The sequence below is a fragment of the Pseudomonas sp. Con_6 genome (genome assembly GCF_059379395.1).
Window position 1 is genome coordinate 6,246,883 of record NZ_CM182011.1, and the last position, 20,618, is coordinate 6,267,500.

General features: G+C 64.1%; 14 protein-coding genes and 2 rRNA genes (1 of these 16 running past the window's edge). 5 read left to right on the forward strand and 11 right to left on the reverse strand.

Annotated features, from left to right (window positions below; genetic code table 11):
• Positions 1-17 precede the first annotated feature (17 nt).
• Positions 18-722 carry a methyl-accepting chemotaxis protein gene (locus AC5QPF_RS28285; RefSeq protein WP_375547351.1) on the forward strand — a complete coding sequence of 235 codons (705 nt, stop codon included), beginning with the start codon at positions 18-20 and terminating at the stop codon, positions 720-722.
• Positions 723-854: 132 nt separating this feature from the next.
• Here AC5QPF_RS28285 and ggt read toward each other — a convergent pair whose 3' ends face one another.
• The 3 genes from ggt to mdaB all read right to left on the reverse strand — a co-directional run bounded on the left by ggt (position 855) and on the right by mdaB (position 4,162).
• Complete coding sequence (ggt, locus tag AC5QPF_RS28290) at positions 855-2,522, reverse strand: gamma-glutamyltransferase (RefSeq protein ID WP_494960900.1); 1,668 nt, start codon at positions 2,520-2,522, stop codon at positions 855-857.
• An 86-nt stretch (positions 2,523-2,608) separates the two neighbouring features.
• Positions 2,609-3,505 carry a LysR substrate-binding domain-containing protein gene (locus tag AC5QPF_RS28295; protein WP_494960901.1) on the reverse strand — a complete coding sequence of 299 codons (897 nt, stop codon included), beginning with the start codon at positions 3,503-3,505 and terminating at the stop codon, positions 2,609-2,611.
• Positions 3,506-3,571: 66 nt separating this feature from the next.
• Positions 3,572-4,162 carry an NADPH:quinone oxidoreductase MdaB gene (gene mdaB, locus AC5QPF_RS28300; protein ID WP_494960902.1) on the reverse strand — a complete coding sequence of 197 codons (591 nt, stop codon included), beginning with the start codon at positions 4,160-4,162 and terminating at the stop codon, positions 3,572-3,574.
• Positions 4,163-4,354: 192 nt separating this feature from the next.
• Between mdaB and AC5QPF_RS28305 the strand changes: the two genes are divergently transcribed.
• A complete protein-coding gene (locus AC5QPF_RS28305; protein WP_494960903.1) occupies positions 4,355-4,669 on the forward strand; it encodes an antibiotic biosynthesis monooxygenase in 315 nt (104 codons plus the stop codon).
• On the opposite strand, the gene AC5QPF_RS28310 is transcribed toward AC5QPF_RS28305, so the two are convergent.
• Positions 4,659-5,423, reverse strand: coding sequence for a TSUP family transporter (locus AC5QPF_RS28310; protein WP_494960904.1), 765 nt, complete (start codon positions 5,421-5,423; stop codon positions 4,659-4,661). The genes AC5QPF_RS28305 and AC5QPF_RS28310 overlap by 11 nt on opposite strands.
• 114 nt (positions 5,424-5,537) lie before the next feature.
• Between AC5QPF_RS28310 and AC5QPF_RS28315 the strand changes: the two genes are divergently transcribed.
• Both AC5QPF_RS28315 and AC5QPF_RS28320 read left to right on the forward strand, forming a co-directional pair.
• Positions 5,538-6,425, forward strand: a complete 888-nt coding sequence (locus AC5QPF_RS28315) for a LysR substrate-binding domain-containing protein (protein WP_494960905.1) — start codon at positions 5,538-5,540, stop codon at positions 6,423-6,425.
• Between the two features lie 84 nt (positions 6,426-6,509).
• Positions 6,510-6,854, forward strand: coding sequence for a cupin domain-containing protein (locus AC5QPF_RS28320; RefSeq protein ID WP_494960906.1), 345 nt, complete (start codon positions 6,510-6,512; stop codon positions 6,852-6,854).
• A 106-nt stretch (positions 6,855-6,960) separates the two neighbouring features.
• On the opposite strand, the gene mmsB is transcribed toward AC5QPF_RS28320, so the two are convergent.
• Together mmsB and AC5QPF_RS28330 are read right to left on the reverse strand one after the other, a co-directional pair.
• Entirely contained in the window at positions 6,961-7,848 is an 888-nt protein-coding gene (gene mmsB, locus AC5QPF_RS28325) for a 3-hydroxyisobutyrate dehydrogenase (protein WP_494960907.1), read from the reverse strand.
• A gap of 10 nt (positions 7,849-7,858) precedes the next feature.
• Complete coding sequence (locus AC5QPF_RS28330) at positions 7,859-9,385, reverse strand: CoA-acylating methylmalonate-semialdehyde dehydrogenase (protein ID WP_494960908.1); 1,527 nt, start codon at positions 9,383-9,385, stop codon at positions 7,859-7,861.
• Between the two features lie 125 nt (positions 9,386-9,510).
• Between AC5QPF_RS28330 and AC5QPF_RS28335 the strand changes: the two genes are divergently transcribed.
• Positions 9,511-10,458, forward strand: a complete 948-nt coding sequence (locus AC5QPF_RS28335; protein WP_494960909.1) for a LysR substrate-binding domain-containing protein — start codon at positions 9,511-9,513, stop codon at positions 10,456-10,458.
• A 9-nt stretch (positions 10,459-10,467) separates the two neighbouring features.
• On the opposite strand, the gene recD is transcribed toward AC5QPF_RS28335, so the two are convergent.
• From recD to AC5QPF_RS28360, 5 genes are all read right to left on the reverse strand, one after another.
• Positions 10,468-12,549 carry an exodeoxyribonuclease V subunit alpha gene (recD, locus tag AC5QPF_RS28340; protein WP_494960910.1) on the reverse strand — a complete coding sequence of 694 codons (2,082 nt, stop codon included), beginning with the start codon at positions 12,547-12,549 and terminating at the stop codon, positions 10,468-10,470.
• The gene (gene recB / locus AC5QPF_RS28345; protein WP_494960911.1) at positions 12,546-16,235 is read right to left on the reverse strand and encodes an exodeoxyribonuclease V subunit beta; all 3,690 of its coding nucleotides are present in this window, start codon (positions 16,233-16,235) and stop codon (positions 12,546-12,548) included. Before recB ends, recD begins: the two co-directional genes overlap by 4 nt.
• Positions 16,232-19,708, reverse strand: coding sequence for an exodeoxyribonuclease V subunit gamma (gene recC, locus AC5QPF_RS28350; RefSeq protein WP_494960912.1), 3,477 nt, complete (start codon positions 19,706-19,708; stop codon positions 16,232-16,234). The genes recB and recC overlap by 4 nt, the downstream gene beginning before the upstream one ends.
• 135 nt (positions 19,709-19,843) lie before the next feature.
• Positions 19,844-19,959: ribosomal RNA gene (gene rrf, locus AC5QPF_RS28355) — 5S ribosomal RNA — on the reverse strand.
• A 142-nt stretch (positions 19,960-20,101) separates the two neighbouring features.
• Positions 20,102-20,618: ribosomal RNA gene (locus tag AC5QPF_RS28360) — 23S ribosomal RNA — on the reverse strand (it continues 2,374 nt past the right edge of the window).

The following is a 20,618-nucleotide window of genomic DNA, read 5'->3' on the forward strand; positions in this document are numbered from 1 at the left end:
CCACCGCCATGCATGAAATGGCGACCACGGTGCAGGAAGTCGCACGCAACGCCGAGCACGCCTCGGCCGCCGCCACCGACGCCGACCGCCAGGCCCGCGCCGGCGACGACGTGGTCACCCAGGCCATCGCGCAGATCGAGAAGCTGGCCGACGAAGTGGCGCGCTCCACCGACGCCATGGCGCAGTTGCAGCAGGAAAGCCAGAAGATCGGCAGCGTCATGGACGTGATCAAGTCGGTGGCCGAGCAGACCAACCTGCTGGCCCTCAACGCCGCCATCGAAGCGGCCCGCGCCGGCGAGGCCGGGCGTGGTTTCGCCGTGGTCGCCGATGAAGTGCGCGGGCTGGCCCAGCGCACGCAGAAGTCCACCGAGGAAATCGAAGTGCTGGTGGCCGGCCTGCAGAACGGTACGCAGCAGGTGGCCAATGTGATGCTCGGCAGCCGCAGCCTGACCGACAGCAGCGTCGAGCTGACGCGCAAGGCCGGTACCTCGCTGGAGAGCATCACCCGCGTGGTGTCGGACATCCAGTCAATGAACCAGCAGATCGCCGCGGCGGCCGAGCAGCAGAGCGCGGTGGCCGAGGAGATCAGCCGGAGCATCCTGAGTGTGCGGGATGTGTCGGAGCAGACCGCGTCGGCCAGTGAAGAGACGGCGGCGTCCAGTGTGGAGCTGGCGCGGTTGGGGAATCAGTTGCAGATGATGGTCAGTCACTTCCGGGTCTGACCGGGAAGATGAGGTCGCTCTTTCGGGCCTCATCGCAGGCTTCGCCAGCTCCCACAGGTTTCGCGGTGCACGCGGTCCTTGTGGGAGCTGGCGAAGCCTGCGACGAGGCCCGGAAGAACACAGCAAAACCCGTTATTTGACTACCTGTCCCACACCCCGCCCGCGCGGATCCGAAGCCGTCTCCAGCTTCTCGCCACGCACCCGGATCGCCTGGATATCCCCCATCTCCCACCCCTGGTCCTCCAGGGTGTAGCCCATCTTCTTCAGCTCCTGCGCCACCTCACCGGTCAACGGTGCAAAGGCATCGAAGTAGATGGTGTCCTTGGGCAGCAACTGATGATGCACCCGCTGCGCCGCCACGGCTTTTTCCAGCGGCAGGTCGTAGTCATACAGGTTGTTCAGCACCTGGAAGATCGAGGTGAAGATCCGCGAACCGCCCGGCGTCCCCAGCACCAGGGTGACATTGCCATCGCGGGTCACCAGGCTCGGGCTCATCGACGACAGCATGCGCTTGCCCGGCTCGATGGCATTGGCATCGCCACCCACCACGCCAAAGGCATTGGCCACCCCCGGCTTGGAGCTGAAGTCATCCATCTCGTCGTTGAGCAGGAAGCCCGCGCCCTTAACCACCATCCCGCTGCCATAGTCCCAGTTCAGGGTGTAGGTGTTGCTCACCGCGTTGCCCTGCTTGTCGACGATGGAGAAGTGCGTGGTCTGGTGCGGCTCCAGCCCCGGACGGACCTTCTCGGTCTCGGAAATCGCGTTCGGATTGACCTCCTTGGCCCGCCGCGCCAGGTACTCCGGCGCCACCAGCTCGGCTACCGGCACCTTGGCGAAGGCCGGGTCGCCGAGGTAGTCGGCACGGTCGGCGAACACGCGCTTCTCGATTTCCGCCAGCAGGTGGATGTAGCGCGCCGAGTTCAGCTCGACACCCTTGAAGTCCGCCGCACGCTGCTCCTTGATCCCCAGCAACTGAGCCAGGGCGATGCCGCCGGAGCTGGGCAACGGCGCGGTGTAGACCACGTTGCCGCGCCAGTCGATGCGCATCGGCTCGCGCCACACCGCCTTGTAGTCCTTGAGGTCATCCTTGCTGATCAGGCCGTTGCTGGCCTGCATCTGCGCCACCAGCAGGTCGGCGGTCTTGCCCTGGTAGAACTCGCTGACGCCCTTGTCTGCGATGCGTTCCAGGGTCTGCGCCAGTTCCGGTTGCTTGAAGGTCTCGCCGACCTTCATCTTGCCGAAGTAGTCGTTGAAGTTGGTGCTGTCCTTGAACAGGCCGAGGGCGTCCTCGCGGTACTGGTACTGCTTGGCGGCAACCTTGAAGCCGTTCTTCGCGTAACCCACCGCCGGCGTGATCAGCTCGGACCAGGGCAGCTTGCCGAACTTCTTGTGCGCCTCCCACAGGCCCATCACCGTGCCCGGCACGCCGGCGGCGCGAGCGCCGACCAGGCTGAGGTTCTCGATGATCTCGCCCTTGTCGTCGAGGTACATGTTGCGCGTGGCCGCTTTCGGCGCCACTTCGCGGTAGTCGAGGAAATAGGCCTTGCCGTCCATGTACAGGGTCATGAAACCGCCGCCACCGATATTGCCGGCTTCGGGGTAAGTGACGGCGAGGGTGAAGGCCGTGGCCACCGCGGCATCCACCGCGTTGCCGCCCTTCTTCAGGATATCGGCGGCCACCTGTGCGCCATATTGATCAGGTGCGGCGACCGCGCCGCCTTCCAGCGTGACTGCATAAGTGGTTGAGCTGGCGAGGATCGCCGCAGAGAAGCCCAAGGTGCGAAACATCACAACGCGCATAGATACGTCCCTGGTTGTTGTTTTCGTTGAACACTCATTAAGGCCCATGAGGGAAGAGTTATCAAACGAGGTAGGACATTTCCTTTTCAGCAGGCGTACATCGCCAACTTGCGTTGCATGAAGTCGAGGAAGCACTGGATGCGCAAGGCCAGTTGCGAGTTGCGGTAGTACACCGCGTTGATGGGCTGGCGATAGCCGCTGTTGAAGTCACCCAGCAGCACCTGGAGGCGACCGGCGCGGATGTCCTCGTGGGTCATGAAGTGCGACAGGCAGGCGATGCCTTCGCCGGCCAGCACCAGGGCGCGCAGGGTCTCGCCGCTGGACGCGCAGAGGTCCGGGCGGATCAGCAGGCGGTCGCCTTCGCTGTGGCGCAGCGGCCAGTGGTTGAGGGTTTCGGTCTGGGTGAAGCCGAGCAGGGTATGCCCAGCCAGGTCCTCGACCCGCTGCGGCGTGCCATGCCGCTCCAGGTATTGCGGGCTGGCCAGCAGATTCAGCGGACTGCAGCCAAGGGAGCGGGCATGCAGGCTGGAGTCGGCCAGATCGCCGATACGGATGGCCACGTCGGTGCTCTGCTCCAGCAGGTCGATGATCAGGTCGTTGGTGTTCAGCTCCAGCTGGATCTGCGGGTACAGCGCCCGGAACTCGGCGACCCACGGTACGATCGCGTGGAGCATGAACGGCAGCGCGGCATTGATCCGCAGACGCCCGGAGGGTGTTTGCCGATGCCGCGAGAGATGGTCTTCCAGATCGTCCATCTGTTGCAGGATCGCCTTGGCCCGCTCGAAGAAGAAGCGCCCTTCCTCGGTCAGGTCCATGCGCCGCGTGGTGCGGTTGATCAGGGTGGTGCCCAGCTTGCTCTCCAGGCGCGACAGGGTGCGACTGATCGCCGAAGGCGTCTGACCGCCCTGCTCGGCAGCGGCGGAAATCGAGCCGCACTCGATCACCGAGACGAACACCTGCAACTCATCGGACCTGGCTTTCACGGGACTACCTCGCGACACATGACGCGCGAATAGATAGCCCCTCGCCCGGCCCGACGCAAGTTCGCGTCAGGCCTGGAGGCCGAAAACCTTCGCCAGGTGCGCCTCGTAGGCGGCCACTGCGGCCGGCACGTCGGGTTGCTTCATCACATCGGTGGCGAGGAAGGTCGGCAGGCCGCTCATGCCGAGGAACTGGTTGGCCTTGTGGAACGGGAAGTACACCGCGTCGACGCCCTTGCCCTCGAAGAACTGGCCAGGCTCATCGAACGCTTCCTGTGGCGCATTCCAGGTCAGCGACAGCATGTACTGCTTGCCCTGGATCAGTCCGCCGCTGCCGTACTTCTTAGAACCGTCGGCGCGGGTACGGCCATCGCTGGCGTAGAGGCTGCCGTGGCCGGCGGTGAAGATCTCGTCGAGGTACTGCTTGACCGTCCACGGCGCCCCCATCCACCAGCCGGGCATCTGGTAGATCACCACGTCAGCCCAGAGGATCTTCTCGACTTCTTCACGGTTGTCGTAGCCACCGTCGATATAGGTGGTCTTGACGTCGTAGCCGGCGCGGTCGAGGAATGCCAGCGCGGTCTCGTGCAGGGTTTCGTTCAGGCGGCCATCGGAGTGGGCGAATTGCTTGCCGCCGTTGAGCAACAGGATCTTTTTCATGTCTTGCCTCATCTGTCGTGGGTCGCGCCAGGGCCGGTGGCCGGGGGACCGGGATATCGAATGGCGGCAGATTAGTGAGGAAAAGACGTGGGAAAAACCGTCAGCGGGACAAAATACTTTTGACCTAAAAGCACGAATTGAAGACATATTGTTGAAATAGAATCAGCGCTTCATTTCAACGAGGTCCATTCCATGAGCGAACCCTGCGGCTTCATCCTCAAAGCCAAGACCCGTCCGGACAAGGCCGAGGCCTTCGAAGCGCTGTTCCGTGCCTACGTCGAGCCGAGCCGCGCCGAACCCGGCTGCATCGAGTACCACATGCTGCGCGACAAGGAAGATCCGACCCTGTTCGTCTTCTACGAGATCTGGGCCAGCCAGGCCGCCCTCGACGAGCATTCGGCGCTGCCGCACATGCGCGAGTTCTTCGACAAGCGCATGGAATACCTGGAGCGGGACTTCGAGATCCAGCACATCGAGATGCTCAGCGAGTCTTCCGCTAGCCGTTGATCATCAGGTGCGCGCCGAGCAGCGCCATGCCGATGAAGAAGCAGCGCTTGAACAGCTGCGCGCTGATGCGCTGGCGCAGCCACTGGCCGAACAGCATGCCGAGCAGCGCCGGCGCCAGCACCAGCAGCGACGCGCCCAGGGCCTCGCCACCCAGCGCGTCCTGCCCGGCCAGGCCGATGGCCAATGCCACGGTGGAAACGGTGAACGACAGGCCCAGGGCCTGGACGCGCTCGTCCCGATCCAGGTCCAGCGCGCCCAGGTAGGGCACGGCGGGAATCACGAAGACACCGGTGGCGGCAGTGATCAGTCCGGTCACTCCGCCGCACAGCGGCCCCAGCCATTTCTCCTGTCGCGGCTTCAGGCTGAACGGCGGCAGCCACAGGCCCATCGCCGCATACGCCAGCAACGCCGCGCCGAGGGCATGAACGGCCCAGGCACCGCTGCTCATGCCCAGCCAACGGCTGCCGGCCAGCGTCCCGACGAAGATCATCAGCAACAGCGGCCACAGACGCTTGAGCAACGCCTGCAAATGCCCGCCAATCGCTAGTTGCCAGAGATTGGTGACGGTCGAAGGCACTATCAGCAAGGCCGCTGCCTGCGCCGGAGGCATAGCCAGGCCCAGCAGCCCCATGGCGATGGTGGGCAGGCCAAGACCGATCACGCCTTTGACTGCGCCGGCCAGGAGGAAGGTGAAGAGGACCAGCAGGGTCAGGGCTGGGCCGATGGTTTGGTAGAAGCTAAGGAAAGAAGTCATGCCGCTATGCTGGCGCATGCCGAAAAGTTTGGGGAGCTGGAATTCCCGCAGCCAGCCTTCATAAAAACAATAGGCTAGGACTATACTCGGCAAACCTTTGCAGTGGTCTCATTCATGCACTTCGACCTCATCGACCTCCGCCTTTTCCTCCACACCGTCGAGTGCGGCAACATCACCGCCGGCGCCCAGCGCAGCCACCTGTCATTGCCGGCGGCCAGCGCGCGGATCCGGGCGATGGAGAACTCGCTCGGCATTGCCCTGCTGGAGCGCAATCGTCGTGGCGTGCAGCCCACGCCAGCGGGCCAGGCTCTAGTCACCCACGCGCGGCAGATCGGCCAGCAGGTAGAGCGCCTGCAGTTCGACCTGGCCCAGTACGCCAACGGCCTGCACGGCCAGGTACGCCTGCTGTGCAACACCGCCGCGCTGACCGAGTACCTGCCGGAACTGCTCGCCAGCTTCCTGCGCGAGCGGCCCAATATCGATGTGGATATCCAGGAATTGCCCAGCCTGCGTATCGTCCAGGCTCTCGGCCAGGGCATCGCCGACCTTGGCATCGTTTCCACAGCCGTGGCCACCGGCGACCTGCAGACCCGCCCTTTCCGCGACGACCCACTGGTGCTGATCATGGCGCCGGACCACCCCCTCGCCACTGTGGATAACCCCGGTTTTCCCCGCTCCCTCGAACACGGCTACGTCGGCCTAGGCGCCAGCAGCGCCCTCGCCCTTCATCTTGAAGAACAGGCGCTGCACCTCGGCCGGCGCATGCAGGTGCGGGTGCGTGCGGAGGGCTTCGACGGGGTGATCCGAATGGTCGCCCATGGTGCAGGGCTGGGCATCGTCCCGCTGGCCGCAGTACGGCGCTGGCAAGGACTGTTGCCGTTGCACAGCGTGGCCTTGCAGGAGGATTGGGCACAGCGCCGGCTGCTGCTCTGCGCACGCGAGTTCACGACGTTGCCGGGCCAGGCATTGGCCCTGCTGGAAGCGTTGGCGCCGCGTATTTAGACAACTGGACGTCGAACACAGGCAATTGCCTGCCGAACCGGCTCGCTAGGCTGCGGACTCTTTCAATTGTCTGACGGAGCCCCTATGAGCAAGCCAATCGTCGTCCTTCGCGATACCCATCCGCTGCCGGTACTCGACGCCTGCAAATGGGAAAAACTGGCGGGCGACCCGCACACCGTCAACCTCAACGCCTACAACAGCGAAGACGGCAGCAAGATCATGGGCACCTGGATCTGCACCCCGGGCAAATGGCGGGTGAACTACGAGAAGTGGGAGTACTGCCATTTCCAGGAAGGCTATTGCGTGATCACCCCTGACGGCCAGGAGCCGATTCACCTGCGGGCTGGGGATATCTTCATCGTCGAGCCGGGGATGAAGGGGACCTGGGAAGTGGTCGAGACCGTGCGCAAGTATTTCGTGTTCGCTTGAGCCTTGAAGGCCAATCGCCGGCAACGCCGGCTCCCACAGGTTCCGTGATATACGCGGACCTTGTGGGAGCCGGCGTTGCCGGCGATTGGCCCTCAAGCGAAACCCATCACTCAGGCTTGCGATAACTCTCCACGATCGCCGAGAAGTCCTTCCCACCATCCCCGCGCAAACTCATCGCCTGATACAACTGCTGCGCCACCGCCCCAAGAATCACCGGCTGGTGCGCCTGCTTCGCCGCCTCGGTCGCCAGACCCAGGTCCTTCAGCATCAGCTCCGCACCAAAGCCACCGGTATACCCACGCGATGCCGGCGCCGTTTCGATGATTCCCGGCCACGGGTTATAGGTATCCGAACTCCAGCAACGCCCGGTCGAACTGTTGATGATCCCCGCCAGTACCTTGGTGTCGATACCCAAGGCATTGCCCAAGGCCATGGCCTCGGACACGCCGACCATGGAGATCCCCAGCAGCAGGTTGTTGCAGATCTTGGCGATCTGCCCGGTGCCCACTTCGCCGCAGTGCACGATGTTGCGCCCCATCTGCGCCAACACCGGCTGCAGCGTGGCGAACAGGGCGTCGCTGCCACCGACCATGAACGTCAGGGTGCCCGCCGCCGCGCCGCCGGTGCCGCCGGAGACCGGTGCATCGCCCATGTCCACGCCCTGCTTCGCCGCCGCTGCGCAAACCTCGCGGGCAGTCTGTGGGTCGATGGTGCTGCAATCGACCACTGGCGTACCGACGCGCACGCCGGCCAGTACACCTTTCTCGCCGAGGTACACGCTGCGCACATGAGCTGCAGCCGGGAGCATGGTGATCACCAGTTCGGCGTTACTCGCCGCATCCTGCGGCGAGTCGCTGATATGCCCGCCGAGCTCGGCCAGTTCGGCGAGGATGGTGGTGTTGAGATCGAACAGGTTGAGGCTGTGGCCGGCCTTGATCAGGTTGCGCGCCATCGGCGCGCCCATGTTGCCCAGACCCACGAATGCGATACGCATGATCAACTCCTTAGCGCAGGCTGATGGTGGTGTTCACGCCATCGTTGACGCTGTCGTCATCGAACCAGCGAGCGGTGACGGTCTTGGTCTGAGTGTAGAACTGCACCACCTGCTTGCCGTAAGGACCGAGGTCACCGAGCTTGGAACCACGGGACCCGGTGAAGCTGAAGAACGGCACCGGTACCGGAATCGGGATGTTGATGCCGACCTGTCCGACATCGATTTCCGCCTGGAACTTACGCGCCGCCGCGCCGCTCTGGGTGAACAGGCCGGTGCCGTTGCCGAAGGGGTTGCGGTTGACCAGGGCGATGGCTTCGTCGAGGGTGTCGACCTCCAAAACCACCAGCACCGGGCCGAAGATTTCCTGGGTGTAGATCTGCATCTCGGTGGTCACCCCGGAGAACAGGGTCGGGCCGACGAAGTTGCCGTTCTCGTAGCCCGGTACCTTCACGTCACGGCCGTCCAACTCCAGCTTGGCACCTTCGCGGATGCCGCTTTCGATCAGGCCTAGCACACGTTCCTTGGCACGCTTGGAAATCAGCGGGCCGACATCAGTGCCTGGCTCGTTGCCGGCGTTCACTTTCAGCTTCGACGCCAGCGCTTTCAGGTCCGGCAGCCACTCGCGAGCCTTGCCCACCAGCACCGCCACCGAGGTCGCCATGCAACGCTGGCCGGCAGCACCAAATGCAGCGCCAGCGAGGGCATTGAGGGTCTGTTCGCGGTTGGCGTCAGGCAGGACCACGGCATGGTTCTTCGCGCCCATCATCGACTGCACGCGCTTGCCGTGCTGGCCGGCCAGGTTATAGACGTGGGTGCCCACTTCAGTCGAGCCGACGAAGGAAATCGCCTTGATGTCGGCATGGGTGCAGATCGCATCCACTACCTGCTTGCCGCCGTGCACCACGTTGAGCACGCCCGCAGGAACGCCGGCCTCGATGGCCAGCTCCACCAGCATCATGGTCGACAGCGGATCCTGCTCGGACGGCTTGAGGACGAAGGTGTTGCCGCAGACGATGGCCATCGGGAACATCCACAGCGGGATCATCGCCGGGAAGTTGAACGGGGTGATGCCGGCGCAGACGCCGATCGGCTGGCGCAGGGTGTAGGTGTCGACGCCGCCGGCGACGTTCTCGGCGAACTCGCCCATCTGCAGGGTGCCGATGCTGCACGCATGCTCCACCACTTCCAGGCCGCGGAAGATATCGCCCTCGGCATCGGCGATGGTCTTGCCCTGCTCGGCGCTGAGGGTCACGGCGATGCGCTTGGAGTGTTCGCGGATCAGCGCCTGCAAGCGCAGCATGATGCGCATCCGCGCACCGATGGGCGTGTCTTTCCAGGCCTTGAAGGCGCGCTGCGCTGCAGCGACAGCGGCGTCCACTTCCTCGGCGGTAGCGAAGGGCACCCGCGCCAGCACTTCCTGGGTGGCCGGGTTGACGATGTCGCGCCATTCACTGGTCTTCGACTCGACCCACTGACCGTCGATCAGCAGGCGGACCTGGTCGACCTTGGTCTGACCGGGGGTGTGGGGTGCGTTCATGAGGCTTCTCCAGAATATTGTTGTTAGCGAGAGAATGGCCGCCGTGACAGGACTTGGGGCCTGGGCTGTTTTCGAGTATAGATGTGCAAACATCTAACAAGAACGCACATAAAAACCGGTCCAACATGCAAAAAAACATCACCTCGCTGGGCTCGCTGAACTGGGATGACCTGAAGTTCTTTCTGGAGGTGGCGCGCACCCGCAAGGCCAGCAGCGCGGCCAAGCGCCTGGGGGTCGACTACACCACGGTGTCGCGGCGCATCAGCTCGCTGGAGCAGGCACTGGGCACCTTGCTGTTCGAAAAGTCACGGACCAGCGGCTTCGTCCTGACCGCCGAGGGCCAGCGCCTGCTGAGCTATGCGGAGTCGATCGAAAGCACGCTGCATATCGCCTGCGAGCAGGTGTCCGGCTCCGGGGTGGCGTTGTCCGGGCATGTGCGCATGGGCTGCACCGAAGGCTTCGGCAGTTTCTTCATCACCCCGCAGCTGAGCCACTTCGTCGACACCTACCCGGCGATTTCCGTGGATATCCTGCCGCTGCCGCACTTCATCAGCCTGTCCAAGCGCGAGGCGGACATCGTCATCGCCCTGGAGCGACCGGAGCATGGGCCCTATGTGTGCTGCAAGCTGTGCGACTACCGCCTGCGCCTGTACGCGACCCGGGACTACCTCGACAACCACCCGCCGATCCGCCGCGCCAGCGACCTGGGCGAGCATCCGTTCATCAGCTATGTCGATGACCTGGCGTTCAGTTCTGAGCTGCTGTACCTGAACAACCTGCTGCCCAACGCCAACGCACACCTGCGCAGCACCAGCGTCATCGCGCAGTTCGTGGCGGCGCAGCAAGGGCGGGGACTAGCAATCCTGCCGTGCTTCCTGGCGGCGCAGGATCCACGGCTGGTGCCGGTGTTGCCGGAGGAGGTGCAGATCACCCGGCAGTTCTGGATGTACTGCCGGGAGGATCTGCGGAAGTTGAAGCGGATTACGCTGTTGTGGGATTACATCAGGGATGTGACTGAGCGGAACATGCCGTTGTTGATGGGGGAATCGCCAATCATGCAGTTCCCCGAGTGACGCGAGCTGTCATACCCGCTCCAGCATCAACCCCGAGATCCGCTTCACCTTGCGCTCCACCGCCTCTTCCAGTACCCCGGCACGTGGTTCGACCAGACTGAACCAGTCCTTGGCGCGGGTGATCCCGGTGTAGATCAGCTCCTTGGTCAGCACCGGGTTCAGCGCGTCCGGCAGCACCAGCGCGGTATGGGCGAACTCCGAGCCCTGGGACTTGTGCACGGTCATGGCGTACACCGTTTCCACCTCGCTCAAGCGGCTCGGCAGGACGAAGCGCACACCACCCCGCCCGTCGTTGCGCGGGAAAGCGACCCGCAGCGGTGCCACTTCGGACACCCCATCCGGGATGCGCAGGACGATGCCGATATCGCCGTTCATCAGGTTCAGGCCGTAGTCATTGCGGGTTACCAATACCGGCCGGCCTTCGTACCACGGCTGCTCGCCCTCGATCAGCCCGGCATGGGTCAGCACCCGGCCAACCCGCTGGTTCAGTCCCTCGACGCCCCAAGGCCCCTTGCGCACGGCACAAAGCAACTGGAAGCGCTCGAAGTCCTTCAGGACGTTCATCGCCCAGTTGCTCCAGCATGGATCGTCGATGCTCCGCCCGGCGGCCGGGCGGCCCTGGCGAATGGTGTGCAGGTATTCGCGATATCCCAGCGGCCCTTTCGGTCCGCGGTCGTGCCCGTCCAGGACCAACCGGTCGAGGGCACGGTCCTGCTCGCCACGCAGGCTCACGCCGAAGACGTCCTTGTACTCGCCGTCGCGGAGCAAGGCCCGCGCCTGCGCCGATGCCTGGCGGTTGACCAGACGCGCCAGCTGACCGATGCCGCTGCCCTCGCCGAAACGCCGCGAGCGACGCAGCATCACCACCTGCTGGGCCAATGGATAGCGGTCGCGGTCACCCGGCTCCAATCCGCTGGTGGTCAGCGACTCACCGCTGACCTGTTCCAGCCAGGTTTGTGTTTCCGGGCTGTAGCGCCCCTCCTCCGCATCCCGGCACAGATCCCCGAGCACCGCGCCCGCCTCCACCGAAGCCAACTGATCCTTGTCGCCCAGCAGAATCAGGCGGGCGTTTTCCGGCATGGCGGCAAGCAGGTTGGCCATCATCTCCAGGTCGATCATCGAGGCCTCGTCCACCACCAGCACATCCAGCGGCAGCGGGTTGCCCGCGTGATGGCGGAAGTGCCGCGAGTTGGGCCGGCTGCCCAGCAAGCGGTGCACGGTGGAGACGTCACAGGGAATCTGTTCGCGTACTGCGGCGCTGACTGTCAGTTTTTCGACCTGCTGGCCGATAGACTCGGTCAGCCGCGCAGCGGCCTTCCCGGTAGGCGCCGCAAGACGAATGCGCAGCGGCCTTCCCGCCTCCACTGCCGGCGCCTGCAGCAAGGCCAGCAGGCGCACCACCGTGGTGGTCTTGCCGGTGCCGGGGCCGCCAGTGATGATGCTGAATGCGCCCCGGGTGGCGAGGGCGCAGGCGAGTTTCTGCCAGTCGATCTGCCCGGCCTCGGCGCCTTCGCGGAACAGGTTGTCGAGGCGCGCGTGCAGGTCGGCGGGCGTCGGCTCGGCCAGTTGCAGGCGTTGGCGCAGGGCACTGTCGATCTGCCGTTCATAGGTCCAGTAACGGCGCAGATACAGCCGGCCCTCGCTGAGGACCAGCGGACGCGCCAGATGCTGCGGATCGTCCGCAGCAGCAACCAGCGTGCTGGCGCGCAGGTGTTGCAGCCAGGTGTCGCCAGTCAGGCGCTCCAGCAGTTGCGAGGGCAGCAACAAGGGGCCAGCCAGGGCGTCGCCCTCCGGCGGCAGGGACAGGGCAAAATCCGGTTCGTCCAAGGTTTTGTGCAAGTCGAGGCAGACGTGACCATGTCCCAATTGGTGGCTGGCCAGCGCGGCAGCCAGCAGCACAAGGGAATCGCCGTCGGGATCGCGATCGCGCAGGAAACCGGTGAAGGCGCGGTCCAGCGAGCGCAGCCAACCGCGCTCGACCCAGCGATCGAGCAGGGCCAGCAGGTCGTGGCTGTCGCTCAGCGGAGCCAAGGCGGCGAGATGCTCGGCATCCAGCGGGGTCGGCAGCAGGTCATCGAAGGTGCGGGTCATGGGGCTTCTCCAAACAGGTCCTGTTGCGCCACTGCCGGTGCGCCGCGGAACAGCGCGTCGAGTTGTTCGATCAGGGTCCGTGGCGGCTTGGCGAAATACACCCCTTGAGTTGGCGAATGGGTGCCGCGCAGAAAGATGTACACCGCACCACCGACATGCCGGTCGTAGTCGTAGTCCGGCAGCCGCGCGCGCAACTGGCGATGCAGGGCGAGTACATAGAGCACGTATTGCAGGTCGTAACGGTGCTCGAGGATCGCCGCTTCCATGGCCGCTCCGCTGTAGGCCAGGTCGTCGGGACCCAGCCAGTTGGACTTGTAGTCGGCCACGTAATAGCGCCCGTCGTGCTCGAAAGCGAGGTCGATGAAACCCTTGAACATGCCGTTGAGCAAGGCAGCCTGCGCCGCCGGACGCGAAGCGCCCTCATGGGTGTACTGTGCCACCAGGCGGTCCAGACGCAGCACGTCGACATGGTGGCTGGCGAACCAGAACTCCATCTCGATCTGGTACTGGCTCAGTCCACCAAGCGCCACCGAGGCGCCACCATTACCCAGGGGCAACGGCGCTTGCAGCAGATGCTGCAACCAGTGGCTCAGGGTGTTGATCCAGCCCTTCCAGTCCCGGCGGTTGCAGCGCTGAGCGACAGTGTCATGCAGCGCCTGCGGTGCCGCAGCAACCCGCTCGAAGCCCTGCTGCCCGGCCCACTCCAAGAGGCCGTGAAGGAAGGTGCCGGGGTTCGGCCCACGGGGGAAACGGTGGATATCGCCCGCAGTGGCTGCCACTTCGCGCAAAGCATCGGGATCATGGCGCTCGTCGTCCAGCAGTTGCTGGGCCTGGGCAACGTCGGCTCCCAACTCCAGGGCTGCCTCACCGATACGCAAGGCACTGTAGGATGCGATCCACCAATTTTCAGCGGCACGACGCTTCGGCTCACGCACGGCGAGCAATTCGGCACGCTGGCGGGGAGGTACGTAGACTTGCTCATCTGCCTCGGGCGGCGGCTCACTGCTGATGGCCTCGCAACCACTTTTCAGTTCGACGATCCAGCCGGCCAGCGCAGCGGAGTCCACCAGCGGCACGCCGCCACCAAGCAAGTAACCCAGCGCGCTGCGGTGCAGCAGCGACTCCTTGCCGGTCCCACGCTTGAGGTCGGCGACACCCAGCCAGCAGGCATGCCTGGCCCGGGTCAGGGCCACGTAGAACAGGCGCAGGTCCTCGGCCAGGCGCTCGTCGTCGGCCATGGCGATCTGCTGCTCGGAGGGGCTCAGGGTCAAGTGCGCCGTGCCAAACTCGTCATGCCAGCCCAATGGCAGGCGCTTGCCATCGACCGGTTTCGCGGTGCAGATGAAAGGCAGGAAGACCAGTTCGTATTCCAGACCCTTGGATTTGTGGATGGTCACCACCTTGACCAGTTGCTCGTCGCTTTCCAGACGCAGGATCTGTTCTTCGCCAGCCTGCCCGGAGGCCGCCAGGTGCTCGCCAAGATGGCGGATCAGGGCCTGTTCGCCATCCAGTTCGGTAGCGGCCTGCTGCAGCAGTTCGGCCAGATGCAGCAGGTTGGTCAGCACGCGCTCGCCATCAGAGCGCCCCATCAACACATTGGGCAGGTCGAAGTCGTGGAGCAGGCGCCGCAGCATCGGCAGAACGCCTTGGAGGCGCCAGATCAGCCGGTACTGGCGGAACTGCATCACACGGCTCTCCCAGAGCATCTCGTCTTCGTTGAGCTGCGCCAGGGTACGCAACGGCTGGGCGAGCGTGCTACTGGCCAAGGCAGCCTTGAGCAAGCGCTCGTTGTCCGGCTCGGCGCAGGCTTTGAGCCAGGCCAGCAGGTCGCGAGCTTCCTGGGCGGAGAAAACAGAGTCCTTGTCCGACAGGTAGACGCTGCGTACTCCCCGCGCCATCAGTTCGGCGCGGACCATCTGCGCTTCGCGCCCGTCACGCACGAGGATGGCGATATCCGAAGGCAGGCAGCCACGCAAGGTGCCATCCGCCTGGAGGAAACCGGCACTGCCCTGTTCGCCACCATTGAGCAGGTGAACGATACGGGTCGCGCAACCGACGGCCATCTGCTGGCGGTACAGCGCATTGGACAGCGGCGCCTCACTCGCCTGATACCAGAGATTCAAGGCAGACACGGGCTCGCCGTCTATTTGCAGCTGTTCCTTGTGGCCTCGTGCCTTGACCGAAACGAAAGGCACCGGATTGTCGCCACGCGGATCGCGGAACAGGAAGGCACCACGCCCCTCATCGCGCTGCTCGGCCTGCTGGAAGACGTGATTGACCGCCATCACCATCGGCTGGGTCGAGCGGAAGTTGGTGTCAAGGCTGTGCAGGCGTCCGCTGGTGGCGCGTCGGGCACCAAGGTAAGTGAAGATGTCGGCGCCGCGGAAGGCATAGATCGCTTGCTTGGGGTCGCCGATCAGGAACAGACCGGTGTCGCGGACATTGTCCTCGATGCGGTAGATGCATTCGAAGATGCGGTACTGCACCGGGTCGGTGTCCTGGAATTCGTCGATCAGAGCGACGGGGAATTGCTCGCGGATCAATCCGGCCAAACGCTCGCCAGCGGCACCGCCCAGCGCATGATCGAGGCGCTGGAGCATGTCGTCGAAGCCCATTTCCGCGCGGCGGCGCTTTTCCTGCTCAAAGCGTTGCGACACCCAGCTGGCGGCATGTTCCAGCAACTGCGCATCCGGGGTTGGCAGAGCCTGTAGTTGCTCGCGAAGAGTGACCATTGCGTCCAGCGCAGGATGGCTCGGTGGCTCGACTTTCCAGGCCTCGGCCATGCCTTCGGGGGTGAAGCGGGTGAAGCCCGTACCGATGTCCAGCACCTGCGCCTGTTCGTCCTCGGCCCAAGCACAAAGCTTGTCACACCAGGGCTTGAAATAGCGCTCCTGCATCTTGTTGCCATTGACCTGCTTGGCGGCCACAGCGTCGCGGCACAGTTGTAGCAGTTCCTGCGACCACTGCGCCCAGGGCGCCTTCAGGTTGCGCAACTGCTCGCTGCGCTGACGCAGCGCCTCGGCGATCACCTCCTGCGGCTCCAGCACCTGCGCCTCGCCGACATGCCGGCCGAACAGCGCCCGCACCCGCGGCAACAGGGCATCCGGGCTGCCCCAGTGTTCCCGCACCCAGGCCAGTGCCTCGCCTTGCATGCCGTAGCAGAACCGCCGCCAGTAATCGCGCATGACCTGGCCGAGCAGCTCGCTGTGGTCGGTCTCCAGGGTCTGGGTGAACAGGCTGCCGCTGTCGAAGGCGTGCTCGCGCAACATCCGCTGGCACCAGCTGTGGATGGTCGAGACGGCGGCTTCGTCCATCCATTGCGCGGCCACTTCGAGGCGGTTGGCGCAGGCCAGCCAGGTATCCGCGGGATAGTCGTCACGCAGTTGGGTCAGCAGCGGATCGGCCTCGGCCAGATCGCCGCGGAAGAAGCGTGCGGCCTCGGCCAGGCGGGTTCGGATCCGCTCGCGCAGCTCCTTGGTGGCCGCATCGGTGAAGGTCACCACGAGGATCTGCGGCGGCAGCAATTCCCGACCGAAGCCCTGCTCGCCACCATGGCCGAGCACCAGGCGCAGGTACAGCGCGGAGATGGTGAAGGTCTTGCCGGTACCGGCACTGGCCTCGATCAACTGGCTGCCGTGCAGCGGGAAGGTCAACGCCAGGGGGACCTGCTTGATGGACTCGCTCATGGACGCGCCTCCTCGTTGGCCAGTGTCTGCCATGGGGCTTCGAACATGGGCTTGTACAGGGCCTCGCACCAGCCCTCGAATTCCTCGCTGGCGGTGAGTGCCGCAAAGTCGTTGAATTGTCGGGCCAGGGCCACGCTCTCGCTACGCTCGCCCTCGCGCTGGCCGTCACCGTCATAGGCCGTGGCGGCGTCGGCGAGGGCCTTGTCCGGGTCCTTGCCGGCGAGCCAGGCGAAGGCGGTCTTGATCGCCACCGGCAGCGGCGCGTTCATGCCGGCCTGACGCGAGACCAGCAAATGGCTGAGCAGCTCCGTGGCGTCATCCTGGTCGAGGGGAGCCAGCATCAAGGTGATGTCAGTGGCGACGACTGCGCTGTGCAAGCGGTGGCCGACCGCGCACGCCGCCAGGTGCATGACCCAGGTCGCGGTGAGGCGATGCCATTTCAGCGAACGCCCGCTGCTGATGCCATTGGGCAAGGTGGTGATGCTCAGCAACTCCTGGTCGGCGCGTTGCTGGACGCGACCGAGCCAGCCTTCGAGCCGGAGTTCGCCGGCTTCGAAACGAATGGGCAGGGCACTGTCGATACGGGTCGGCCACTGGCGCAGCAACTGGCGGTGACGCTGCAGCAGGTCCGGCAGCGGTTCGATCAGTTCGTCCCGCAGGCAATCACCGAAGCCGGCCAGCGGCAACAGACCGCTGCCTTGCAGGCGACGGGCCTGGTCGCGCAAGGCCGCATCACTTTGCTCCGGATCGACCAGGGCCGCGCCGAGCAGGCTTTCGCTCAGACCGTAGCGTTGCCGGGCATTGAGCACGAAGGGCTCGTCATCAGCCAGCGGAGCCTCCACCGACTCGAAGAACACTTTCAGACGTTGACTGAAAAAATGTCGGACCGGGTGCCGAAGAAAATCTTGAAGCAGCGGCAGGGTCAGCGGTTCATCGGCCTGATAGCGTTCCAGTTGGCCCTCCGTGTCGTCGCTGGCCTCGTCCAGCAGATGGAGGCTGCGCCATTCCCGGGCATAGCTGAAAAGATCGCTGCCGCGGTGGAAATAGCGGGCGCTGAAGGGTTGCAGCGGGTGTTCGGTGGTGAGTCTTTCCAGCAGTTGCTCGCCGGCGTCGTGCTTGCTGTCGGCGGCAGCGCCCTTGAGTCGCCAGCCGGCAGCGAGGTGGTCGCGCAACTGACCGATCAGCACTGAGGCCGGACGCTCGCTGTTGTCACGGATACTGCGGCCGACCCAGCTGACGTACAACTGGGCACGGGCGGACAACACGGCCTCCAGCAGCAGGTAACGGTCGTCTTCACGGCGCGAACGGTCGCCGGGGCGGTAATCGCTGCCCATCAGGTCGAAGTCCAGGGGCGGCTGTGCACGGGGGTAGTCACCATCGTTCATGCCCAGCAGGCAGACCACCTTGAACGGAATGGCGCGCATCGGCATCAGGGTGCAGAAATTCACAGAACCGGCGAGGAAACGCTGGGACAAACGGCCCTGGTCGAGCCCGGCCAGCCAGGCTTCGCGGACCACGGTCAGCGGCAAGAGGTCCTGCAGGCCGACCGACTCACAGGTCTTCAGCCAGTCGTCGCAGAGGGTCTGCAATTGCACCAGCAGATAGTCGTCGTGCTCGCTTTCGGCGAGGAAGAACACTTGCAGCAGTGCGTTCAGGCGTGCTCCCCAACGCGCTGCCGGTGCCGGTCGGGAAAGTTCGGCATGGGCCACTTCGAGGGCATCGAGCAAGGCCACCAGTGGCCCGATCAGGGCGGCATCCAGACCACCGATTTCGTCGTAGGGCACGATACCCTCGCAGCTGTCGCCGGCACCGACGGCATAGCCAAGGAGCATGCGCCGCAGGCCGAAACGCCAGCTGTTCTGCTCCAGGTCATCCGGCAAACCGAGGGTGGCGCGTTGCTCCGCATTCAGGCCCCAGCGCACCCCGGCGCCTTCGATCCAGCGGTGCAGGGTCGGCAGGTCACTTTCCTTGATGGCGAAGCGGGCACGCAGGGCCGGCACGTCGAGCAGGTCGAGAATCTCGCTGAACGGGAAACGGCTGTCGGGCAGCTTGAGCAGGTGCTCCAGCGCGATCAGCAACGGATCGCGACCACGCTGGCCCTGGTCGGTCAGGGTGAAAGGGATGAAGCGGCTGTCGCCACGGTCGAGCTGGCCGAACACCGCGCGGATATGCGGGGCATAGGCATTGATATCCGGCACCATGACGATCACGTCGCGGGGGCGTAGTGCGGGATCGGCGCTGAAACGGGCGAGCAGTTGGTCGTGCAGGATTTCGACTTCCCGTTGGGCGCTGTGGGCTACGTGGAAGCGTACGGAGGGATCTTTCTTCGGGTCGATTTCCGGCCACAATTCGCGGGTTTCGCCGAGGGGACGCAATTCGAGGATGTCGTCCTGCAACTGACCGAGCAGGTGCTGGGGCTGGTCCTCGCTGAACAGGTCGATACGGCCATCGCTGAATGCGGTACGGTAGCTGGCGGGATCGTCGTAGCTGTCGAGCAGGTTGATGTAGTCGCGCCCCTGCTTGCCCCAGGCCGCCAACAGCGGATGGGCATGCTGGTGCAGGCTTTCCGCATTGATCGGGGTAGTCATGCCGTTCTTGCGTTGCTGGCGCTTGTACTGGTGGCGCAGCAGGTCCTTGTCGGCAACGATATCGGCCCAGTGATGGCGGCAAGGGTTGTGCACGCAGAGCAGCACCTGGCTGAAGCGAGCCAGTCCGGCGAGGGCTTCCAGTGCTTGGGCCGGCAGCGAGGAAATACCAAAGACGATCACCCGCGGCGGCAGGCCGGGTGGTGCCTGCTCCAGGTTATTGATGCGCTCGATGAAACGCTGGTGAACACCAGCGCGGCTCTGGGCCATCCCGGCCTCGCCGACATCCAACAGCAACGCGCGCCATAGCTCCGCCTGCCAGCAATTCGCCGGCGAGAGCGGGCGGGATTCGTTACGGGCGTTGATCAGCACATGACGACCCGCAGCCCACTCTTTCAGCCAGTCGGCGCGGTAGACCTGGTATTGGTCGAACAGATCGGCGAGGCGCTCGGCCAGTTGGTAACGCTTGCGCAGGTCGCTGTCATCGAGGAGGAAGCGCTGCAGGGGCTCGAAGTGCGGCTGGTGGATCAGCTCGGGCAGCAGGCGCATCAGGCGCCAGGTCAGGGGGGCCTTGTCGAGCAGGGAAGTTTCCGGGATTTCCTCGCGCCCCAGTACCTTGCGATACAGCTGCCACATGAAACTGCCGGGCAGTTGCACCTCGATCGCCGCAGCGATGCCACTGCCGCCCATGTCGTCTTCTTCGGGGTCTTCGGCGAGGGCCAGCTTCAACCACTGGGCAATGCCGTTGCTCTGCACCAGGACGATTTCGTTTTCCAGCGGCGCCAAAGGATAACGCCGCATCCAGCTCACAACCAGGCTTCGTAGCTCGTCCAAACGATTGCCGTGAACGACCATGAATCCTGGGAGAAGGGGGCATGCGTACGACATTGGGCGTCCCTGAGCAGTCGTGAAAGAGAAGGGAACATAGCATGGAGGTCGTTCCCGGGGCATGAGCGCATTTATTTCGGCCCGTTAAAGACAAAACCCCTACCTGCTTACGCAGATAGGGGTTTCGGAATTTAATCTTGACGATGACCTACTCTCACATGGAGAAGCTCCACACTACCATCGGCGATGCGTCGTTTCACTGCTGAGTTCGGGATGGGATCAGGTGGTTCCAACGCTCTATGGTCGTCAAGAAATTCTGGCTGTCGTCTCGTCTTTCAACGCTACGACAAATCGGGTATGTGATGTGTGAGTCGCAAACTTTCGGTCATTTCGTCTTCACAACACCGCAATCTGGCGCGCCTTCCGGCCTCACTCAAATTGCTTGGGTGTTATATGGTCAAGCCTCACGGGCAATTAGTATTGGTTAGCTCAACGCCTCACAGCGCTTACACACCCAACCTATCAACGTCGTAGTCTTCGACGGCCCTTCAGGGAGCTCAAGGCTCCAGTGAGATCTCATCTTGAGGCAAGTTTCCCGCTTAGATGCTTTCAGCGGTTATCTCTTCCGAACATAGCTACCCGGCAATGCCACTGGCGTGACAACCGGAACACCAGAGGTTCGTCCACTCCGGTCCTCTCGTACTAGGAGCAGCCCCTCTCAAATCTCAAACGTCCACGGCAGATAGGGACCGAACTGTCTCACGACGTTCTAAACCCAGCTCGCGTACCACTTTAAATGGCGAACAGCCATACCCTTGGGACCGGCTTCAGCCCCAGGATGTGATGAGCCGACATCGAGGTGCCAAACACCGCCGTCGATATGAACTCTTGGGCGGTATCAGCCTGTTATCCCCGGAGTACCTTTTATCCGTTGAGCGATGGCCCTTCCATACAGAACCACCGGATCACT